Source organism: Pseudomonas sp. WS 5532, assembly GCF_012985445.1.
Taxonomy (GTDB): Bacteria; Pseudomonadota; Gammaproteobacteria; order Pseudomonadales; family Pseudomonadaceae; genus Aquipseudomonas; species Aquipseudomonas edaphica.
In genome coordinates this window covers 70,571-90,349 of record NZ_JAAQWK010000012.1, presented here as the reverse complement: position 1 = coordinate 90,349, position 19,779 = coordinate 70,571, and the positions used below count along the sequence as shown (strand labels likewise).

The window sequence follows — 19,779 nt, the reverse complement described above, 5'->3', positions numbered from 1 at the left end:
TGCTCTTAACGAAAATACTCACACTGTAAGCAATTCTATATTTCCAAAAAAAACACGTTAAACACAAACGACATATCAGCTTTCAACAAGACGAGTAATGCTTGGGGAACCCGACTCTTTGACACGAAATTTAAAATTCGGATAAACATAACAGCCGTTGCAAACCATGTCACACCGGCCTGTTGACACACACTAGAAATAAATACTCTATTGGAAATTAACTTATAGGGTGCGAAGGTATTTCCAGCACACGGACATGCACTTCCCTACACAAGGAATAGGCCAACAACAAGAACATGGATTACTCTTATGAGAATCGACTTGCGCCCGTCTGTTTTCCAGCAACCCAACTACAGCCAACATTTTCTGCGCCCGCTTATTCAGCCTTTTGCCCAACCCTATCTCAACCACCCGGTCTTCAGACCTTTCGTGCAGCCATTTCTCAAACACCCCTTCGTGCGTAAGTTCGTACAGCCCTTTACTCAGCCACCCACACGGCGGCCATTTAATCCAACCACAACAACCAACCCGACGACATTCGACACCGCCACCAAACGCTACTGGGACGGCAAAGATCCAACTCTGCGCGCCAACGACCCCTACGCGGCTAACCTCAATGTGCGCTCTTTCGATGAGCGCCAGGCAACCAACAATCTCACTCGGGGAAACCTTAAGTGGCATGACAACAATGCCGACGGCAAGGTCTCTGTTTCCTACTCGTTCAACAGCGCCGCCTGGCAATTCGATGGTCGCCAGAGAGAAATGGCACGACGTGCCATGCAGTCATGGAGCGATGTGTCCAATCTCTCCTTTGAAGAGAATGGGCCACGCACAGAGGGCAAAATGTCATTTGGCATATCGAACGCCGTCGGCACCGCCGTAGGCTATTACCCAAGCAACCATTACCAAGGAGGCAACACCCTGTATAACCCCACCAGGGTCACGCGCCACGACTTGATTCATGAAACGGGTCACGCCCTGGGGTTGTCGCATACCGGCAACTACGATGGCGGCTATGACGAGAACCGAAGGAGTCACGTACAGGATTCCCAGGCTCATAGCGTCATGAGCTATTTCGGGGCGGCACTGAGCGGCAAAAGCCATGGCGGCGCCCAACCAGCATCAGCCATGATGGATGATATTTCCGCCATCCAGGCGCTTTATGGCGTCAATCGTCAAATCCGTCAGGACAACACCACCTACGGGTTCAATTCCAACAGCCAGCGCGATTACTACACCCTCAATTCCAACCGGGACACTGCCGTGTTCTGCATATGGGACGGCGGTGGCAACGATACCCTGGACGTTTCCGGCTACCGTTCCAACCAGACCATTAATCTCAAGGCCGGCTCGTACTCCGATGTCGGCGGGCTCAGGGGCAATGTTTCCATCGCTCGCGGTGTGGTCATGGAAAACGCCATCGGCGGCTCAGGCGATGACGCGCTGATCGGCAACGATGCCGATAACCGGCTCACCGGCGGCGCGGGTGGTGACCGGCTGCGCGGAGGCAGCGGCGCGGATACGTTTGACTACAACAGTGCCAGTGACTCCACGCCCGAAAACCCCGACACGCTTATGGATTTTGTCAGCGGCACCGACAAAATCAATGTATCCGTGGCCATGAAAAACGCCAATGTCGCCGCCCTGGCCTTCGTCAGTGAGATGACAGGCAAGGCCGGTCAGACCGTGCTCACCTACGATCAACAAAGCGGCAAGGGCAGCGTGGCGATTGACCTGACGGGCGACGGCAAAGCCGACCTGCTGATCCGCACTTATGGGCAAGTCAAAGCAGACGATATTGTCGCCTCCGCAAACACCACAGCCCATCATCAACAGCCTGAGACCCCCACTACTCGATCCACACTCACACCCACCCGCCCCTCCCACCGTTCAATGACACACACTTACGAAAAGGTCAGTAACTCGTCCTATCAGAATGCCGACTTGATTGAGGACTTTGTCAGTGGCAAAGACAAGATCAATCTCACTGCCTTGGCCAAGAATACCGGCACACCGCTGCGGCTTGTCGATAACTATACAGGCCGCATTGGCGATACCGTTGTTAAGTTAAATTCACGCAGTGGTCGATACTTTGTGGGCGTGGACTTTACGGGTAATCGCCAGACCGACTTTCTGGTCAAAAGCACTCAACTAATAAAACCCGAGGACATTATGGGTTTGACTGCAAACTTCCAAAGCCAAGCCAGGGTATTTTCTCGCAGGTAGTCACCTCGAAGGTTTAACCCTATCAACCCCTGACACCATCGCGTGTTCCCATGAGCGTTAACGTTCACACCTCCGCTCGCCTATTAAAAGGATTCAAGTAGATGCTCTCTGTTGATAACAAGCCTTATACGGCGCTTGCATTATTTGAGCCTGCCCATCAACAACCGGGTGCTGTAAAGGACCAGCCATTGGCGTCCTACACCACCGACCGCGCCGCCAGGCACCTGCTGCGCACCAGCCGGGAAATGGGATTGAAATGGCAAGACCACAACCGCGACGGCGTCATTGATATTGCCTACGAGTTCTTCACGCCGGATGAGCCACACAGGGTCAGTCATGTACCCAAGGGTGCCCGTGAGTTAAATGAACAACAAAAGAAACGGGCGCTTATGTCGATGCAAGCCTGGGCGGATGTGACCCGTATAAAGTTCTCACATAAAGGCGCGAGTACCGAGGGCCGGCTGACCCTGGGTCTTTACGAGGGTAACGAGGAATCCTATGCGACCCTGCCCTTTCCCAAGAGCTTCAAAAAAGGAGGCGAGGCATGGCTGGACTCAGGGCATGCACAACCCAGGACCGACCGTTACGACCAACATGTCATGGCTCACGAAATTGGGCATACCCTGGGCCTTGACCATACCGGTGACTATACCCAGCAACCCGCCACGCGCGACTACTTGGAGGACACTCAAGCCTACAGCGTGATGAGTTACAACCCCGAGATCAGAAGTGGTCAGAACTTCTCAAAAGACGCACAGTGGACCCATTACTCGGTGGCGCCCCTGATGCATGACATTGCAGCTATACAGGCCGCCTACGGCGCCAACTACCAGACCCGTCGCGGCGATACCGTTTACGGTTTCAACTCCAATACCGAGCGTGATTATTTCAGCCTGAAGTCCTCGCGGGACGCACCGGTTTTTTGCATATGGGATGGCGGTGGCAACGATACGTTGGACTGTTCCGGTTTCAATCAGAAACAAACCATCAACTTGAACGCCGAAGCCTTCTCTGATGTGGGCGGTATGAAAGGCAACGTTTCCATTGCCAAGGGCGTGACCGTGGAAAATGCCATTGGCGGCAGCCATGACGATACGTTGATCGGCAACAACGCCAACAACCGCCTCAAGGGCGGGGGCGGCGCAGACACGTTGAGGGGCGGCGGCGGCGCGGATGTTTTTGTCTACGACAAGGCCAGCGATTCAACCGCTGCGGGTGCTGACCTGATCACCGATTTTGTCAGCGGCCGAGACAGGATCGACCTTACCGGGCTGAGCCAGAGCACCCGCACTCAGCTGCGACTGGTCCACACCTACTCCGGCCGCGCGGGCGACACGATGGTGAGGTTCAACGCCTACAGTAATCGGTACTTTGTCGCCATTGACCTGACCGGAAACGGCCAGACGGACTTCCTGCTGAAAAGCACGCGGTTGATAAGGCCCCAGGATATCAGTGGGCTGATGACCTCACGGCCTATATTCGGATAAACGCACTGTCGCACCAGGGTTCAAAGTCGTCCCTGAACACGTGTGAAAAACGGTCATTCGCGGTGGCCGTTTTTTCTGATGCAGGGCGAAAATTCAGCCCAGGACTGGGCATTGGCTTAACCCTGTGTAGGAACACTTTACCTGCAAGAAAAACGACTTACTCGGACACACATCGGGCTTTGGAAAGTGACGCCAACACTGGCAACTTCACACCTAGCAAAAGGGAACCTGCCTGCCTCACCAAGAAGGAAAAGTACCAATACCCCGTGAGAATAACGACCTTGAGAATTAATCCTGTAACGCCGATGTACAAGCCTTATTCGAGCAGCGCTCAGTCAGCCCAAAGCCCTGCACACCGCCGCTGGGACGCCCCGGTGGCCCGTTCTCTCAGCGGCAATGGGGGTGACTATGACCCGACTCAACGCTCGGATGATCCCTACACAAGTAGAGCCGACAGGCCGTCATTTAATCAGCGTCAGGCCGTTGAGCAACTGACGGGTGGCAGGTTGAAATGGCAGGACCGAAACCAAAACAACAGGACCGAGATTTCCTACAACTTCACTTATGAACAGGGTCTTGGATTCAACGACTACGAGAAACAAGAAGCACGGCGCGCCATCCAGTCCTGGGGCGATGTGGCGAACCTGACGTTCACTGAAAACGGCGGCCCGGCAGAAGGACGGCTGGCCTTCCGTATTTCCAATAATGTGATAGTTGCAGACGGCTACTACCCCTATAGCAACGACAAAAACGGCATCGCTGGCGATACCCGCTATCAACCGGGCTTTGTGACACGCCCCACCGTAACCCACGAAATCGGTCACACGCTCGGCCTGAATCACCCCGGTACTTACAACGGCCAAAAAGACGACGCCAAACGGTTTTATGCCCAAGACTCTAAAGCCCATACCGTCATGAGCTATTACCCTGCCCAAAGCAGTGGCAAACACTTCGAGGGCAGGCCGCTGGCTCCCATGATGGATGACATCAGTGCTATCCAGCACCAGTACGGCGCCAACTATCAAACCCGCCGAGAAAACAACATCTACGGTTTCAACTCCAACACCGGCAGGGACCACTACTCCCTGAGAAGCCATCAGGACGCCGCTATTTTTTGCGTATGGGATGGCGCCGGAAATGACACGCTGGACTTCTCGGGTTACGGCAATAACCAAACGATCAATCTGAGAGATGGCTCGTTTTCCGACGTAGGTGGTTATCAGGGCAACGTCTCTATCGCCCGCAACTGCCTCATCGAAAACGCTATCGGTGGCTCAGGCCACGATGTGCTGATCGGCAACGCCGCCGATAACCGGCTCACCGGTGGGGCGGGTGCGGACCGCATGCGCGGCGGCGGCGGCGCCGACAGTTTCGTCTATAACCACGCCAGCGACTCCACGCCTGCAAACCCCGATGTCATCATGGATTTCACCAGCGGCACCGACAAGATTGACCTGCGCGGGCTGGAGCGAAGGTCCAACACGCGATTCAAGCCCGTCCAGGTGTTCAGCGGGCGTATCGGCGACGCGATCGTGGGCTTCAACCCGCAGACCCAGCGCCACTTCATCGCCATCGACTTGACCGGCAACCGCACAGCAGACTTCGTGGTGACCAGTACGCAAGTGATCAGGCCACCGGATGTGCTTGTAAACTGACGGCAACGCGTGACACCCAACCCGCGAAGCCTTTGCAGACCCGAGCGGTCAGCAAAGGCTGTTCACGGTTGAACAGATACTTAGTCGGTGCCGTATTTCGGGTTACGCGGGCCATACAAAATGCCGGTGCGCTGCCCGGCCGACAGCAGGCGGACACTGGCAATACCGGCAATCGGGTGCGCCGCATCGGTGGAGCTGTTGATCACCTGCTTGACCGCTGCCGAGACCAGCATGCCCACCAGGCCGCCGCCATTGTTGTTGCCTTCCTCGCTGGAAGCGCGTGCCGAGCCGGTCCACAACGTGGTGCCGGTGCGCAGGTCCACCAGCTTGGCCGAGGCCGTCACGGAGGTGTCGCTGGATATCAGCATGTACTTGGTGCCGTAGTCGCTGATGGTGATGTACAGCGCCGCGTCCGCACCAAAAATGTCATGCAGCTTGCCCGGCGCCACGCCCTGGATATCGTTGGCGGTGGTCAGGCCGTTCTGGCGGAAAGTTTCGTCCACCAGGGCAATCGGCAACACGTAGTAACCGGCTTCGGCCAACGGGTAGGTGACCTGCGAAACCAGGCTGTAGGAGGCCTGCACTTCCGGCGACTCATTGATGGGTGGCAGTACCAGGATCGACTTCGGCCGAGCCTGTTTGAACGCTGTGTAATCAATGGTCTTGGGCGCCGCGCAGCCGCCGAGCAATGCCAGGGCCAGCAAGGCGCCGGTGAGTTTTAACAGGTTCATTTAGTGGCAACTCCAGCCTTGGCGTTTTTCAGCAAAAAGTCCATGTACGCAGCGGACTCAGGGAACAATGCCTTCTCGGTGCGGAACTCCTGCACCATCTGGTCATCCTTGCCCATGCTCAGGTACAGCATGCCCAGGTGCGCGTGGTAACCCGGCGGGGCCTTGCGGCCGCTGGCGTTGATCTTTTGCAGATCGCGTTCCAGGGCTTCCACCTGCGCTTCCTTGGGCTCGCCCTTGAAGTACTCGTAAACCTGCGGCTGGTAGCTTTCCCATTGATACAGGGGTTGGGGCGCCGTGTGGCACCCGGCGACCGTCGCGATTGCTGTCAGCATCAGCGCCAACTTAACTGCCTTGCTCATCCGTGTAGTGCTCCTTGGCGTTGTTGTGATTAGTTGCGCGGGTTCCAGGCGCCGGCGTTGATGCCGTCTACCAGGCGGTTGATCGCTTCGCGCATGGCCAGGTCCAGAACCTTGCCATTGAGCGTGGAGTCGTAGCTGGCAGTGCCGCCAAAACCGATGACTTCACGGTTGGAGAGCGCGTACTCACCGGCGCCCTGGGTGGAATACACCACTTCGGAGGTGCTGATGTTGACGATATTCAACGCGACTTTGGCGTAGGCCACTTGGGTTTTGCCACGGCCGAGAATGCCGAACAACTGGCGGTCGCCGGTCTCTTTGCGGCCGAACTCGGTCACGTCGCCCGTCACCACGTAGTCAGCACCTTTAAGCTTTTGCACGGTGCCTTTGATCGCGGCTTCCTGGGAGATTTCGCCCATGTTGTCGCGGTCCAGCACACTGAAGCGGTTGGTCTGCTGCAGGTGGGTGATCAGGATGGTCTTGGCCTGGCCGCCAAGGCGGTCAACGCCGTCGGAGAAGATGCCGCGCATGTAGCTGGAGCGGTTATCGAACTTGCCTACGGCAATCGGTACACGTACGCCGGAATAGGCCACGCTGGCGCTGGCAACTTGCTCCACCGGCATCGCACGGTTGCTCTCGGTGGCGCAACCGGCCACGCTCAGCAGCGCTGCGGCGGTGAGGCCCGACAGCAGGATTTTGGACAGTGTTTTCACAGAGTGCTCCTAGAGGTGAAACCAGCGCAAAGGGCTGTTATGTAAGTTATCAACGAAGTCGCGGCAATCAGATTTTGCTGAAAACGCGCGCGCGTTTGCCCGCAGCCTCAACATGGAAAGTGTCGAGCCCGCCAATAGCGATATCAGGAAGGGTGACTGCCTCGCAGCAGTGCGGTTGAAACGTGCGGCCCGCGGTGAGGCGGGTGGCCGGGAGAAAAGCAGAGAGGCGCATTGCTTGATTCATCCTTGAAAAATGCCTTGTATCCAGTGCGCGGCATTTTACGGGGTTGCCCTGTGTACTCAAGCGGTTTCGCTGCTGCGGGGGCGTTCGCCGCTCAACGGCATTCTGTTACGCTGCGCGCCCGCCTCAAGTTACACAGCCATCGGTCGAGACATTGGCTTGGCTTGTTCATTAAATAGGGATATTGCGTGTTGAAAACCCTCCTTGGGGCTGCGGCCCTGCTCGCGACGCTGTCGATGACCGGCTGCGTCTCTTACACCGTCACCGGCCCCATCGGCGCCCCGCTCCACCCGGCCCCCGTCAGCAGCCCGCGCAGTGCGCAAGTCGCTGATGTGACAGTGAGCGCCGCCGACGTCAACGACGCCAATAAAACTGCGATCAGCCGTTCGCTCACGGCCCAACTCAACCAGTACGTGCGCACGGCGGGTTACTTCAAGCAGGTCACTGAGTACCCGGTGCGCCTTGGCGAAAACGATGTCGCGCTGAAATTCAACATGACCTCCCTCAAAGGCCACCGTGGCGTTCACCCCGCCTACGTGCCTGGTGCCCTGCTGACGCTGACGATCTGGATCTGGGTCAACGGCCCGATTTTCGTCGACACCTTCGACGTGGCCGGCGACCTGGTGATTGTCGACCGCGACGGCAAGGAACTGGCGAGCGCCAAGCAAGAGGTCAAGTTTGAACGCAACGTGGGCCTCTACGGCCGCGAATACTGGGCCCCGACCATGGGCGCCAAACAGTTGAACGAACTGGTCGCGCAACTGCTCGATACCGCCACTGCCAAACTGGCCAAACCGTAATTTCAGGGAGCAACACATGAAAGGGTTGATCAAACACAGCCTGGTCCTCGCCGCCGTCTTGTTGACCGGTTGCGTGTCCTACTCGCAACACGAATTGCCGGCCGTGCAAACCTGGCCGCCGACCGCCAGCACACCGGCACAGAAACCCACCGCCTACGTGCGCACCACGGCGCTGAGCCAAGTCAACGGCGGCCCCGGCAATACCACGGCCGGCGCACCGGCGGCGCTGTGGGAAAAAACCGTGGCCGATGGGTTCCGCCAGTCCAACCGCTTTGCACGGGTGAGCACCGACAAGGTCGACTCGGACATCTACGCCGACGCCACGCTGTACAACAACGAACAGTTCAGCATGGCCTCGGCGATCATCACTGGCGTTACGTTCTTCATCATCCCGTCCACCGCGAAGAACACCTTCACCCTGGAAACCGTGTTCAAGGACAAGGACGGCAAAGAGTTGGGCCGGGTCAAGAAAAGCGAATCGGTGCGCACGTGGATGCACCTGGTGCTGATCGTAGGCATCCCGTTCCAGGCCAATACTGGAGAAGTGGTTGAAGCACTGACCCGCAGCACGCTGGATGAAGCTGTGCAGCGCAAGTTGTTCTGACAAACACAACACCAAATGTGGGAGCGGGCTTGCCCGCGATAGCAGTGTGTCAGTCACTGGATTTATTCACTGACCCACCGCCATCGCGGGCAAGCCCGCTCCCACAGGGGTTTGGTGGTGTTACCGATCGTTCCCACGCTCCGCGTGGGAATGCATCCGGTGACGCTCTGCGTCACGGCCTCAAAAGCAGACGCAGAGCGTCCAGGGCGGCATTCCCACGCGGAGCGTGGGAACGATCAGCGCTGGGGCTTAGAACGCGTAACGCGCTTTGAGCATCACGCCATCGGCGTCAAAGCCACTGCGCGCTTGGCGGGTGTAGCTGGCGCCCACGGTGAAGTCCGACACCTGGTAGTTCACGCCCACACTCGCCTCGTAGCTGTCACGCGCCACCGACGCGCCGGTGGTGGTGAACGCCGCACCACCCGCCACAAAGTTGGAGGTTTGCGCGACGCGATCACCCATCAGGTCGTGATACGCCATCAAGGTCGCTTCCGGTTGCAGGCTGCCTGCGCCCATCGGCAAGTTGCCGGCCAAACGCACACCGGCACCCAACTCACCCACTTCATAACGCTGCGAACGCGTGCTCAGCGCCGCCGAAGAACCCTTCTCGTCGTAGCCGTCCATGCGCACGTTGGCATAACGCGCCGCCACACGCGGTTCGATCACCACCGCCTGCGATGGCTTGAAGCTGTAGCCGCCGATTACGCTGGCTGCCAACACGTTGCTGTCGTAACTGCCCTTGGCCGTGGTGCCCGCCACATGGCGCTTGCTGTCGTTGTCGTTATGACCGTAGCTGAGGCTGCCATCCACAAACCAGTTTTGCAGCGCCCAGTTGCCATACAGCGACAGCGCGTGGCCCTCCACATCGGTCTTGTTGCCCAGGTCCGAATGGATGTTGGAATTAAGGTAGCTGTAAGCCACGCCCAGGGTGGTGGTGTCGTTCAAACGCCCGTCCACACCCACGGCCATGCCGCTGCTGTTGGCCGAGTAACCGTTGTTACCGCCGCGCCCATCCTGGTCCATGTTGCTGCTCAAACCCTGCACCCACACGCCGCCGGTTTGATGGCCTTCGCGCTGGTCGGTAAGGCGGTTGAAGATTGCGCCATTGATAACAGTCTGCCCCGACAACGCCACATCCAGCGCGCCACGGTTGACGTCCGGCTTGAGCTGCTCGCTCACTTGAGCAAGCTGTTGCGCAGTCCCGGCGTTGGCGAGGGACTGGAACACTGGGTCGTCCTGGTTGAGCCCGCCGAGCACATCGTTCTTGAACGTATTCACCGCCGTGGCCGCTGCGGCGCTGGCACCTGCACCGGCAAGTTCCTGCTGCACTTGCTGGTTGTCTTTAACTGCGACGACAGCCTTGACCGTTTGCGCATCCGCCGAGTAGCTCAGCACGTTGAGCAGCGATGACGAACTGGCAACCGACAGGCCGTTGTTCTGCACACTGGTGGCCTGCAACAGGGTGTATTGAGTGCCGTTATTGGTGCGCGCAAAGTCGCCTGGCTGCGCACTCACCGTGAGCTTCGACGCCTGGGCGAAATTAGCCGTACCGTTGACCGACAGATACGGCGTGGTCGGCACCACGCTGTCGGCCAGGTGCATATCAATGCCCGCACCGCTGGCGACGTTAAGGTTGCCGCTGATCGTGGTACCGGGCGCGGCCAGGTTCAACGAGCCGGAATTAATCGAGACCGGCGCGATGATGCGCTGGCCGGCAAAATCAGCTTGGCCGGCGACATTCACCGCACTCAGGTTGAGCAAGTCACCGGTGATTTTGCCGCCCGTCCAGTTCAACGTGGCAAGGTTGGCGGCGTCGATGGCCGTGCCGGATTTGCTGCGGATCTCGCCTGCTTGCTGGTTGATCTCGAACGGCGAAGTCTGGTCACGGGCATCGACCAGGATCGCGGTGCTGTCGGCACTGATCAGGCCACGGTTGATAACGCCGCGCGCGCCCGACTGCGGGTTCTGGGTAAAGGTCGCCCCAGTCAGATGCACAGCCACCGCATTGGCGCCGTTGGCTTCAATCGTGCCGGTGTTGAGCAAGTAATCGAAGGTGCCGGAGTTGAACTGTACGGCCCTGGCCATACCACCGTTGACCGTCACCACACCGCTGTTTTCTATACGCAGGTCACTAGTGTCGGTTTCAACTTCAATGCCCAACGCCTCTTCGCCCGTGACGCGGATGGTGCCGGAGTTGAGGATTTTGCCGCCGACGGTCACCGGCATATTGTTATGGGTGTCCAGGATCAGGCCGTAGCCGTAGATGGAAGTGACATCAATCAGGCCGGAGTTGATCACGTCACCACCGACGGTCGTGCCATTGAGGTACATGCCCTCGCCGTCACTGTCCGACCCCGGCACGTCAACGGTGACGATAGTTCCGGAGTTGATCACGCTGCCGCCGATGTTCGCTGCGCCCACCTCAAAACCTTCGGCCCAGGTCTGGTTGGTGAGCCTGATCGTACCGGCCTGGATGACATCACCGGTGATCGTGCCGCCACGGGCCCGCAGATCAGAGTCCAGCGCGCCATCCACTACAAAACCACGGATGTTGAGGCCACTGCCATCGATGTTGTAGTCGGCGCGGTTGATCAGCGAACCCTGAACATTGGTCTCGGCAACACTGGCCCCATCGACATTACGCTGGGTGGCCACCACATTGCGCGACCCGACCAAGGTGACAGGCTCGTTGAACACCTGGCCTTTCCACTTGTTCTGGCCGCTGCTCACGTCGAATTCCACCGCAGCAACATGCGCGGCGCCTGCGCTGACCATCAGGGCCAGCAGGGTTTTCTGGAACGGCTTACGCTTCATTTCAAACTCCATGAACTACAGTCAAAGCCGCCAATACGCCCGGCGGCTGTAGGTGTGCTGAGCGAAGGATCAGATGATCCGAATGCATTCCCCCAAGGCGCCCTGCTGAACTGCAGGCGCGAGCAATCGCACCGCAGCCGGTGGTGGCAGACAAGGGAATGGGGAGGCGAAGTTCACATTAATCCTTAATGTCGTTTTAAAACGCTGCAGTCCATGCAGCCCGACCGGTTGCGGGTGGGCGGGGTAAAGACCCGGACTTGAGGGAAATGGTTCCTTTTGCGGTAGGACGCTTCCCCAAACTACCGAGGGTTTGCCTGATATCCGTGAGCGGACGGCGGAATGCGTTGGGGGTGGTGGGGTTGGGGATCGGCGAAAGGGGGTTGAGTCAGGGCGTTGGTGCCTTGCGTGGGTTTGGGTGGGGGGCTTATAGTCCGGCCCGTCGCCCAACAAGGGCGATCGGATTTGGCGATCCGTTGACCGTATGCGAAAGCTTTCTGCTTGCTTGCAGGGGCTTCCGTACCCGCATCGCTGCTTTATGGCAGCTGTGCGCGGGAGACCTTCGGGTCTGCCGGAACTCGGTCCCGGTTCGCCAACCTGCGTACAGCTGTCACCCATTCGTTTGGCGACGATAGGTGACAGCTTCACTCTACTGACCGAGGTTTCACCATGAACCAATACATGCCCCTAACGGGCCACGACTGCACCGTCCCCGCTCTGCTTATCGACACCAGCGCGCCCCTCGACGTACTCCACGACGCCGCCGCGTACCGGATTCGCGCCGTCACGCAACTGTTGGAAAACCTGGCCTTCCGCGAACAGCTCAGCAGCGATGCTGTGGTGCTTCAAGACTTCGCCCAACTACTGGCTATACCGCTGCGGGATGGGTGTGATTTGCTGGATGTCATTATTCGCAGGCTCAATGCCGATCCATCCTGAGTAACAACCGGGCGGCTCGCATGCCGCCCGGCTTGCGGATATAGGCGTGGGAGCTTTCTTGACCAACCAATTTTTTACATCAAGATTTTCGCGACAGTTCTTGTATAACAGCTATAACAAAAAATTCTAAAAAACTGTCAATTCTCACAGGTTTATAAAAACGCAGAGTTCCATAGTCTTTCATACGACACCGGTGAGCCGGATAGCAAACATAGTAGATATGAGGACTCATAAATGGACAAGTACTTTGGCGAAGAATCGTTCACGTTGTTGCCGGAAGCTATTTCATTCATTAGAAAAGTAAATACGGACCTTGCCGACGACCCACAGAAGAGGCATGAAAGTGGTTGGAGGCGTAATGCACAAATAGTAACAACTGGAGATAGCCGTTTGTGGCTGCTCTCAATGGAACCTGGCGGAAGCGAAAACTTAACGACCACACTAGAGCAATATTTGCAGCACGTGTCAAAAAACTTATCCGAGAACCAATTCTACCGCATGGTAGTTATTGATGAGGTGCCAGGCACAATCCGTCGGTTTGAACTAATGATGACGTGGAAACCCTACGTAAAACCTCAAGATAAAAAACCAGAATATAAAGAAAACTCTTGGTGGACTAAGTATTGGGACACCGTTCTTGGTAGTACAAGCGGGTTCTAATAGATGGAGAAAATAGGAAGGAAATAGGGGTCTGACCCTGAGGGATCCCCACAAATTTACCTTAAGCTCTGCGCTTGATGGCTTGCCTCATCACGCAGAGCCCGTTCCAATATTTCCCAGTGTCCTCGGCCTCCAAAATCTGTGCAGCTTCGCCAGTACTCCAAGCCTAGTCGCCACAATGAAAGCACTCGCTTTTCTTGAGCAAAAAGGGAGCAAAAAGGGGACAGATTTATTTAAGTAAAAAAGAACTCGAAAAATTAAATAAATCCGCCCCCTTTCTCCGCAGGTATTTAAGTGTCAGGGATCCCTCAGAGTCTGCCCCCCATTTTTCCTTGAATATTTCAACCGCCATAAAGCTTAAAAAAATTCATTCTATCTACGATCCAGTATTGAACATCGTCAGGGATGAGCAATCCAAAATCGCTACTACAACGAGCATCCCACTGTGTTTTTGGCAACGCCAATTCCTCATGCAACCGACCATAGTCGGTATGTCGGTAAATCCCGCGGTCGAAATTTATGTAAAAGCTCGGCAATTTCATACACAAAAAATTCCATTTTCGCAAATCCATTTCTCCTCCATAAGATAAGAACCGCTCTACATCCTTATAAAAACTCTTAACACTCTCCAAAGTTAAGCCTTTGAAAAAAAAATCTCGCATCATCGTAAAACTTATCACTTCTGCTTCGGCACTATCAATGTACTGATGAAAATTATCAGCTCCTAAAACTGAGATTCCACCGCGAAAGAGCCCAAGAGCTTTTTCATAATCTTCCTGCTTTAGCCGGCCTGTTTCAATATACGACAAATAATCCGGCCGGACATCGATACAGTAATTGGACTTATCATCCACAACATAATAATGTTGCTCTTTCAAAACAAACAGAGCAATTGATTTGCGCCCTTCAAACAGCTCACTTTCTAATGCGCTAAGCTTAGCGTCCAAACTCATGAAAAAACTCCTCCTGCGTCAATACTCGTGCATTTGATGAGTGCTTCTCAAGCAAGGAATCCCATACTTTCGGAAGTTCTAGGGAAAATAGGGGTCAGACCACTATTCTTTTAACTCATACTTTTTTGGGCGTCCTGACACGCCCTGCGAAACTCTTTTACCTAATGCCTGCGCGATCTCGGACGCAAACTTCTGATCGCCCAAAACATAATTACCGTTTGTAGAAGATCGGATTTGTTCTATCAGCCCAGGTGAAAGTCGATCATTGAATATAGACCGGTAAGCTTCGGCTCGTTGCGCGCTGCCGCTACCTAATTCGCTATAAACCGCATGCAGAAAATAGGGGTCAGACCACTATTCTTTTAACTCATACTTTTTTGCGAAAATAGGGGTCAGACCACTATTCTTTTAACTCATACTTTTTTGGGCGTCCTGACACACCCTGCGAAACTCTTTTACCTAATGCGTGCGCGATCTCGGACGCAAACTTCTGATCGCCCAAAACATAATTACCGTTTGTAGAAGATCGGATTTGTTCTATCAGCCCAGGTGAAAGTCGATCATTGAATAAAGACCGGTAAGCTTCGGCTCGTTGCGCGCTGCCGCTACCTAATTCGCTATAAGCCGCATGCGGGCTTATAAAGCCTGACAGCTCGCCCTGTGCGTTTGCCCTATAGCTGGTCCAGCGATAGTCGCCCGGATGAATAACCATACCGGCTCTAACCGGGTTCATTTCGATATATCGATAGCAAGCTAAAACATAGTTTTCTTGTTGAACCAAACAGGAACGGAAACGGCCTTCCCACAACGTACCCGTTCGTTGATATGTTCGATTGACATATTGAACGTAGCGCTGCCCAAGCCCCTTCATAAGCAGCCCAGCCCCTGCGCAGCAGGTGGGAGTCAACAACAAATGAACATGATTTGTCATCAAGCACAATGCGTGAACTTTACAGCCATAAAATTCAGCAAGCATGGCTAATGTATCAATGTAAAAAATATAGTCTTCATCTGAGTAAAAACACGCAGACCGATTGTTTCCCCGTTGAATAATATGCAACGGGATATCCGGCAGTAAAACCCTAGGACGGCGAGCCATATAAACCCCTAACTGGATAAGAGCTTACAGCTTAGCCGCCCTTCAACAGGCCAACAGAGTGGAATAATTACAAAAAATAAATCATGTTTTTAAAGAGCAACTCTGCTCAACTCTAAAAAACAAAACCGTGGTCTGACCCCTATTTCACGATATATCGATAGCAAGCTAAAACATAGTTGTCTTGTTGAACCAAACAGGAGCGGAAACGGCCTTCCCACAACGTGCCCGTACGTTGACATGTTCGATTGACATATTGAACGTAGCGCTGCCCCAGCCCCTTCATAAGCAGGCCAGCCCCCGCGCAGCAGGTGGGAGTCAACAACAAGTGAACATGATTTGTCATCAAGCACAATGCGTGAACTTTACAGCCATACAATTCAGCAAGCACGGCTAATGTATCAATGTAAAAAATATAGTCTTTATCTGAATAAAAACACGCAGACCGATTGTTTCCCGGCTGAATAATATGCAACGGGATATCCGGCAGTAAAACCCTAGGACGGCGAGCCATATAAACCCCTAACTGGATAGGAGCTTACAGCTTAGCCGCCCTTCAACAGGCCAACAGATTGGAATAATTACAAAAAATAAATCATGTTTTTAAAGAGCAACTCTGCTGAACTCTAAAAAACGAAAACCGTGGTCTGACCCCTATTTCCCTTGAAACATCCTTTAATCTTGGTCGACTGGTCTCGAGTTGTCTTACCAGTTTGCCAAGCGTGGAGGTCACGTGCGGACAGCAGGCAGGGCAACAAGTCGTCATTGTTGGGAGTGCGCCAGTTGGCCCCGGCTCTTCTGGACCTAGCCTCCCCTCGCATCACCCAACCAAAAGTTCTTTTAATCGCTCTCCAGCAGTAGCTATCTCGCTGGTGGTCAGCGGCGTATAGCTAACAACAATCAACACACCTCCGGCCAATTCCGAGGTCTCCTCAACGTGCCCCTTGAGACAGTTAATAATCTGTTGAGGGCTTTTCCCAAATGCACGAAGGCATAATTTCTCATCAAAATAATTAGCCGCATTTATACGAAAAACACCCTCTCTCCCGTTAACATCTTTTTTTGTAGCATCGCATGCAGCTACTACTGCCGGCCAGTCGCTTCTAGTGACAGACCAATCATGCAGTGCAGCTCTATAGGCACCAAAAGCCTCTACGTACGCAGGGAAAATTCGTTTCAACAAGTCCAAATAATCAATTTTAGCATTCGAAAACTCAATGAATAGAGAGTCATCAAATTGAGCATCATCTTCTAGATATTTCTCACTTCTAAGAGAATATGCAATTCGACCTTTTATTCCCTTTGGAAGGAATTTATCCAAAGAAACAGAAACAACAAGCTCGCCTTCAATATCGGGAACATCTACAGCACCGGCCAAATTCCATGGCGCACCTAAGCCGGACAACCTTTCGATAATATTTTCGTGCCGTTTTTCAATAGACTCTGAAAATTTTGGCCTATGACGAAATTCAAGCTTATGCGTAGTCATTAGGGTGCAACCCTCGCAGTAACGTTTCTGATATTTTGCTCAATCAAAATATCAGTTGCTCTCTCAGCCGCTTTTTGACTTGGAAATTCAAAAACGGCTTTGATACCGGGATTTTGTTTCAACGCATTCGATGAAATAGTGAAAACAGGGGTCAGGCCCTGAGGGATCCCAGCTTAGCCTTCGATCACTAGGCGGACAAAATAAAAATATTACAAAAATAAATTATGCTTTGAAAATACCAACTCTACCAAACTCTAAAAAAGCAAAATCGTGGCCCACCTTATTTTTCAAAAAATAAACCATATTTTTAAATAACAACTTCACTGAACTCTAAAAAACGCAAAACGTGGTCCACAAAACGTGGTCTGCCCCCATTTCCCTAGCCAGTTTGACACCACCTTTTGTACCAACTTAATAAATGAATTTGGTATTAGCCTTTCCACTAGGGTCGATAACCAGTACAAATTTTCTCCAATCACCACCTGTGTGCGATCTCATCAGCTCGTGCAACTTATGGACGTGACTAGAAGCTCTATCTTCAGGGTCATCCAAAAGCTCGCTGAAGAACAAGCCATCGCGAACGAATGAGTATTTAGAACCTACAGACCACCCTCCGTCATAAACTTCATGCTCAAATTCACAACGCATTTCCTCGTACGGACCATTCGCAGAGTCATGCATGATCTGCGTGAGCGCATTCAAGACCTGTACTTGTTGCTCAATGCTCATTGCCCGGCCTCATTCCTGAATGACTTGCGCATTTTTATTCCATTGATTGAGTAGTCAATAACTAATGAATCTGGTCTTGCCGACACAGGATCCGTTCTAGAAAAGCGCACTGTCACGGCGCCGACCTGATCACCGTTGTTCAACCCCTTCTTAATTTCTGTTTCCCACCGCTTATAGGCAGAGTTATTGAAATTACCATCCTGCGGAAAGAGGTTGAATCTGTCACAGGTACCACCAAGCTGACAACCCTGGATGTGCCCCCCCACATCCGTTGGCAATCCCTCTTTGCCAACTGCCGTTTGGCGTGCATCACGGACGCCTTTATCCAACGACGGACTGTAGGTAATTTCATCAACGTAACCGCTTGAATTGGTCTTAAATTCAGTGCCGTTGCTCAGCTTGACTTGGCTATTTGGTGGGGGCTCATTCAGTATTTTGTATTCAGGTGTTCCTTTACTGGCTTTGGTCACATCGACCTCAACACTAGCCAGTTTGACACCACCTTTTTCACCAGCCTCCTTTATCGGGTGGGCATAGGGCAGAAAATAGGGGTCAGACCACTATTCTTTTAACTCATACTTTTTTGGGCGTCCTGACACGCCCTGCGAAACTCTTTTACCTAATGCCTGCGCGATCTCGGACGCAAACTTCTGATCGCCCAAAACATAATTACCGTTTGTAGAAGATCGGATTTGTTCTATCAGCCCAGGTGAAAGTCGATCATTGAATATAGACCGGTAAGCTTCGGCTCGTTGCGCGGTGCCGCTACCTAATTCGCTATAAACCGCATGCGGGCTTATAAAGCCTGATAGCTCGCCCTGTGCGTTTGCCCTATAGCTGGTCCAGCGATAGTCGCCCGGATGAGCAACCATACCGGCTCTGACCGGGTTCATTTCGATATATCGATAGCAAGCTAAAACATAGTTGTCTTGTTGAACCAAACAGGAGCGGAAACGGCCTTCCCACAACGTGCCCGTTCGTTGATATGTTCGATTGACATATTGAACGTAGCGCTGCCCCAGTCCCTTCATAAGCAGGCCGGCCCCTGCGCAGCAGGTGGGAGTCAACAACAAATGAACATGATTTGTCATCAAGCACAATGCGTGAACTTTACAGCCATACAATTCAGCAAGCACGGCTAATGTATCAATGTAAAAAATATAGTCTTCATCTGAGTAAAAACACGCAGACCGATTGTTTCCCCGCTGAATAATATGCAACGGGATATCCGGCAGTAAAACCCTAGGACGGCGAGCCATATAAACCCCTAACTGGATAAGAGCTTACAGCTTAGCCGCCCTTCAACAGGCCAACAGAGTGGAATAATTACAAAAAATAAATCATGTTTTTAAAGAGCAACTCTGCTCAACTCTAAAAAACAAAAACGTGGTCTGACCCCTATTTCTGCCTATTTCATGACCCCTATTTCACTCGAGGACGGGAATACGCTGCGCGGGATCGGTGATGTCATACACATGCTGCTCACAGCCCGCGCCGACGATTACGAACTCCACCAGGTAAACCTTCTGCTTCTGCGGCTTGAACGCCGAGCTCATAGGGCCGCAGGCGTAGACAATTTTTTCGGCGTAGCGGTAGTAGTTCGAGTCATACACCCGCGACTCGCCCAATACCTCGATTGTCTGCCCCGGATCGGCCAACACTTCCAACTGCGGGAAGCGCTTGACCGCCGCACTGTTGGCAACCTCACTCATCTTGGCGATCCAGCCGAACACCTTGCCACGGCCTGAATCTACCACCGTGCCGAGGATCTCCGGCCGCTGATCCGCATCACCGCCACGGCGCACGGAGAACTGCACAGGGTAGGTAAAACCGGTGGCCCGCATGATCACCTTGGCTTGCTCGGCATCGGCCACGACCTTGTTCTGCTGCAACTGCACGCCGTCTTTGAGCAGGCTGGACGACGAGTCGCGCGCATTGGAGTGACAGCCCGCGAGGATCAGGGCCGAGAGGATAAAGGCAACTTTTCTCATAAGGGTTTTCCGTATACATACATGGGCTATGCAAGGTTCAAAAACTCAAAAAAAATACGACCCCGTATAAAAACAGGGCGAAGCCGGCCAACGCCGCTCGCCACTCCGGGTCGGCATCCTTACTCATGCCGCCCGGCGCGATGGCCACCCTGGCGCCTCGCGCATAGCTGTAGACCGCCTGGCCAAACCACAACTGCACCAGCACCATGAGGAAAAAGCGCTTCCAGCTACCGTCAAATCGTAGAAAGCCATTGAGTAGCGCAGCCAGGAGTAAGACCACATACAAACGTGATCTGAC

General features: G+C 53.9%; 21 protein-coding genes. 7 read left to right on the top strand and 14 right to left on the bottom strand.

The window, feature by feature from the left end; all coding sequences use genetic code 11:
• The first annotated feature begins 309 nt into the window (after nucleotides 1-309).
• The 3 genes from HBO23_RS20395 (at nucleotide 310) to HBO23_RS20385 (ending at nucleotide 5,368) form a co-directional block, all read left to right on the top strand.
• Nucleotides 310-2,226: a M10 family metallopeptidase C-terminal domain-containing protein gene (locus HBO23_RS20395; protein ID WP_262378204.1), complete on the top strand. Its 1,917-nt coding sequence runs from the start codon at nucleotides 310-312 to the stop codon at nucleotides 2,224-2,226.
• A 101-nt stretch (nucleotides 2,227-2,327) separates the two neighbouring features.
• Complete coding sequence (locus HBO23_RS20390) at nucleotides 2,328-3,713, top strand: M10 family metallopeptidase C-terminal domain-containing protein (RefSeq protein ID WP_262378203.1); 1,386 nt, start codon at nucleotides 2,328-2,330, stop codon at nucleotides 3,711-3,713.
• 374 nt (nucleotides 3,714-4,087) lie between these two features.
• Nucleotides 4,088-5,368, top strand: coding sequence for a M10 family metallopeptidase C-terminal domain-containing protein (locus HBO23_RS20385; protein ID WP_346343061.1), 1,281 nt, complete (start codon nucleotides 4,088-4,090; stop codon nucleotides 5,366-5,368).
• 80 nt (nucleotides 5,369-5,448) lie between these two features.
• Here the strand turns inward: HBO23_RS20385 and HBO23_RS20380 are convergent, their stop codons facing one another.
• From HBO23_RS20380 to HBO23_RS20365, 4 genes are all read right to left on the bottom strand, one after another.
• Nucleotides 5,449-6,099: a DUF799 domain-containing protein gene (locus HBO23_RS20380; protein ID WP_017136674.1), complete on the bottom strand. Its 651-nt coding sequence runs from the start codon at nucleotides 6,097-6,099 to the stop codon at nucleotides 5,449-5,451.
• Nucleotides 6,096-6,458 (bottom strand): DUF4810 domain-containing protein, encoded by a 363-nt coding sequence (locus HBO23_RS20375; RefSeq protein ID WP_017136673.1) that lies wholly within the window; start codon nucleotides 6,456-6,458, stop codon nucleotides 6,096-6,098. Before HBO23_RS20375 ends, HBO23_RS20380 begins: the two co-directional genes overlap by 4 nt.
• Nucleotides 6,459-6,487: 29 nt before the next feature.
• Complete coding sequence (locus tag HBO23_RS20370) at nucleotides 6,488-7,168, bottom strand: CsgG/HfaB family protein (RefSeq protein ID WP_017136672.1); 681 nt, start codon at nucleotides 7,166-7,168, stop codon at nucleotides 6,488-6,490.
• A 67-nt stretch (nucleotides 7,169-7,235) separates the two neighbouring features.
• Nucleotides 7,236-7,412: a hypothetical protein gene (locus HBO23_RS20365; protein ID WP_170039380.1), complete on the bottom strand. Its 177-nt coding sequence runs from the start codon at nucleotides 7,410-7,412 to the stop codon at nucleotides 7,236-7,238.
• Nucleotides 7,413-7,597: 185 nt separating this feature from the next.
• Here HBO23_RS20365 and HBO23_RS20360 point away from each other — a divergent pair, with 185 nt between their 5' ends.
• Nucleotides 7,598-8,209, top strand: a complete 612-nt coding sequence (locus tag HBO23_RS20360; protein WP_017136670.1) for a hypothetical protein — start codon at nucleotides 7,598-7,600, stop codon at nucleotides 8,207-8,209.
• A gap of 16 nt (nucleotides 8,210-8,225) precedes the next feature.
• Complete coding sequence (locus HBO23_RS20355; RefSeq protein WP_099549566.1) at nucleotides 8,226-8,813, top strand: hypothetical protein; 588 nt, start codon at nucleotides 8,226-8,228, stop codon at nucleotides 8,811-8,813.
• A 249-nt stretch (nucleotides 8,814-9,062) separates the two neighbouring features.
• Here the strand turns inward: HBO23_RS20355 and HBO23_RS20350 are convergent, their stop codons facing one another.
• Nucleotides 9,063-11,627 (bottom strand): autotransporter outer membrane beta-barrel domain-containing protein, encoded by a 2,565-nt coding sequence (locus tag HBO23_RS20350; RefSeq protein WP_170039378.1) that lies wholly within the window; start codon nucleotides 11,625-11,627, stop codon nucleotides 9,063-9,065.
• Nucleotides 11,628-12,305: 678 nt separating this feature from the next.
• Here HBO23_RS20350 and HBO23_RS20345 point away from each other — a divergent pair.
• On the top strand, nucleotides 12,306-12,563 hold the full coding sequence (locus HBO23_RS20345; protein ID WP_170039376.1) for a hypothetical protein: 258 nt from the start codon (nucleotides 12,306-12,308) through the stop codon (nucleotides 12,561-12,563).
• 234 nt (nucleotides 12,564-12,797) lie between these two features.
• On the top strand, nucleotides 12,798-13,223 hold the full coding sequence (locus HBO23_RS20340; protein ID WP_170039374.1) for a hypothetical protein: 426 nt from the start codon (nucleotides 12,798-12,800) through the stop codon (nucleotides 13,221-13,223).
• Nucleotides 13,224-13,564: 341 nt separating this feature from the next.
• Here the strand turns inward: HBO23_RS20340 and HBO23_RS20335 are convergent, their stop codons facing one another.
• The 9 genes from HBO23_RS20335 to HBO23_RS20295 form a co-directional block, all read right to left on the bottom strand.
• Complete coding sequence (locus tag HBO23_RS20335; RefSeq protein WP_170039372.1) at nucleotides 13,565-14,176, bottom strand: hypothetical protein; 612 nt, start codon at nucleotides 14,174-14,176, stop codon at nucleotides 13,565-13,567.
• 400 nt (nucleotides 14,177-14,576) lie between these two features.
• A complete protein-coding gene (locus HBO23_RS20330; RefSeq protein WP_170039370.1) occupies nucleotides 14,577-15,275 on the bottom strand; it encodes a transposase in 699 nt (232 codons plus the stop codon).
• Nucleotides 15,276-15,414: 139 nt separating this feature from the next.
• Nucleotides 15,415-15,786 carry a transposase gene (locus HBO23_RS20325; protein ID WP_262378202.1) on the bottom strand — a complete coding sequence of 124 codons (372 nt, stop codon included), beginning with the start codon at nucleotides 15,784-15,786 and terminating at the stop codon, nucleotides 15,415-15,417.
• Nucleotides 15,787-16,092: 306 nt separating this feature from the next.
• The gene (locus tag HBO23_RS20320) at nucleotides 16,093-16,761 is read right to left on the bottom strand and encodes a hypothetical protein (RefSeq protein ID WP_080593756.1); all 669 of its coding nucleotides are present in this window, start codon (nucleotides 16,759-16,761) and stop codon (nucleotides 16,093-16,095) included.
• A 411-nt stretch (nucleotides 16,762-17,172) separates the two neighbouring features.
• Nucleotides 17,173-17,490, bottom strand: a complete 318-nt coding sequence (locus HBO23_RS20315; protein WP_073637953.1) for a hypothetical protein — start codon at nucleotides 17,488-17,490, stop codon at nucleotides 17,173-17,175.
• Nucleotides 17,487-17,960, bottom strand: coding sequence for a DNA/RNA non-specific endonuclease (locus HBO23_RS20310; protein ID WP_170039368.1), 474 nt, complete (start codon nucleotides 17,958-17,960; stop codon nucleotides 17,487-17,489). The genes HBO23_RS20315 and HBO23_RS20310 overlap by 4 nt, the downstream gene beginning before the upstream one ends.
• Before the next feature lie 90 nt (nucleotides 17,961-18,050).
• The gene (locus HBO23_RS20305) at nucleotides 18,051-18,749 is read right to left on the bottom strand and encodes a transposase (RefSeq protein ID WP_111452864.1); all 699 of its coding nucleotides are present in this window, start codon (nucleotides 18,747-18,749) and stop codon (nucleotides 18,051-18,053) included.
• A 168-nt stretch (nucleotides 18,750-18,917) separates the two neighbouring features.
• Complete coding sequence (locus tag HBO23_RS20300; protein WP_017135227.1) at nucleotides 18,918-19,481, bottom strand: hypothetical protein; 564 nt, start codon at nucleotides 19,479-19,481, stop codon at nucleotides 18,918-18,920.
• 37 nt (nucleotides 19,482-19,518) lie between these two features.
• Nucleotides 19,519-19,761, bottom strand: coding sequence for a hypothetical protein (locus tag HBO23_RS20295; RefSeq protein ID WP_133257348.1), 243 nt, complete (start codon nucleotides 19,759-19,761; stop codon nucleotides 19,519-19,521).
• Nucleotides 19,762-19,779: the final 18 nt, after the last annotated feature.

Excerpts from the sequence above, each read along its gene's own strand:
- HBO23_RS20305 (WP_111452864.1), bottom strand. The coding sequence starts at position 18,749 with ATGGCTCGCCGTCCTAGGGTTTTACTGCCGGATATCCCGTTGCATATT.
- HBO23_RS20300 (WP_017135227.1), bottom strand. The coding sequence starts at position 19,481 with ATGAGAAAAGTTGCCTTTATCCTCTCGGCCCTGATCCTCGCGGGCTGT.
- HBO23_RS20355 (WP_099549566.1), top strand. The coding sequence starts at position 8,226 with ATGAAAGGGTTGATCAAACACAGCCTGGTCCTCGCCGCCGTCTTGTTG.
- HBO23_RS20330 (WP_170039370.1), bottom strand. The coding sequence starts at position 15,275 with ATGGCTCGCCGTCCTAGGGTTTTACTGCCGGATATCCCGTTGCATATT.
- HBO23_RS20335 (WP_170039372.1), bottom strand. The coding sequence starts at position 14,176 with ATGAGTTTGGACGCTAAGCTTAGCGCATTAGAAAGTGAGCTGTTTGAA.
- HBO23_RS20320 (WP_080593756.1), bottom strand. The coding sequence starts at position 16,761 with ATGACTACGCATAAGCTTGAATTTCGTCATAGGCCAAAATTTTCAGAG.
- HBO23_RS20390 (WP_262378203.1), top strand. The coding sequence starts at position 2,328 with ATGCTCTCTGTTGATAACAAGCCTTATACGGCGCTTGCATTATTTGAG.
- HBO23_RS20325 (WP_262378202.1), bottom strand. The coding sequence starts at position 15,786 with ATGGCTCGCCGTCCTAGGGTTTTACTGCCGGATATCCCGTTGCATATT.
- HBO23_RS20365 (WP_170039380.1), bottom strand. The coding sequence starts at position 7,412 with ATGAATCAAGCAATGCGCCTCTCTGCTTTTCTCCCGGCCACCCGCCTC.
- HBO23_RS20345 (WP_170039376.1), top strand. The coding sequence starts at position 12,306 with ATGCCCCTAACGGGCCACGACTGCACCGTCCCCGCTCTGCTTATCGAC.
- HBO23_RS20340 (WP_170039374.1), top strand. The coding sequence starts at position 12,798 with ATGGACAAGTACTTTGGCGAAGAATCGTTCACGTTGTTGCCGGAAGCT.
- HBO23_RS20315 (WP_073637953.1), bottom strand. The coding sequence starts at position 17,490 with ATGAGCATTGAGCAACAAGTACAGGTCTTGAATGCGCTCACGCAGATC.
- HBO23_RS20395 (WP_262378204.1), top strand. The coding sequence starts at position 310 with ATGAGAATCGACTTGCGCCCGTCTGTTTTCCAGCAACCCAACTACAGC.
- HBO23_RS20380 (WP_017136674.1), bottom strand. The coding sequence starts at position 6,099 with ATGAACCTGTTAAAACTCACCGGCGCCTTGCTGGCCCTGGCATTGCTC.
- HBO23_RS20375 (WP_017136673.1), bottom strand. The coding sequence starts at position 6,458 with ATGAGCAAGGCAGTTAAGTTGGCGCTGATGCTGACAGCAATCGCGACG.
- HBO23_RS20350 (WP_170039378.1), bottom strand. The coding sequence starts at position 11,627 with ATGAAGCGTAAGCCGTTCCAGAAAACCCTGCTGGCCCTGATGGTCAGC.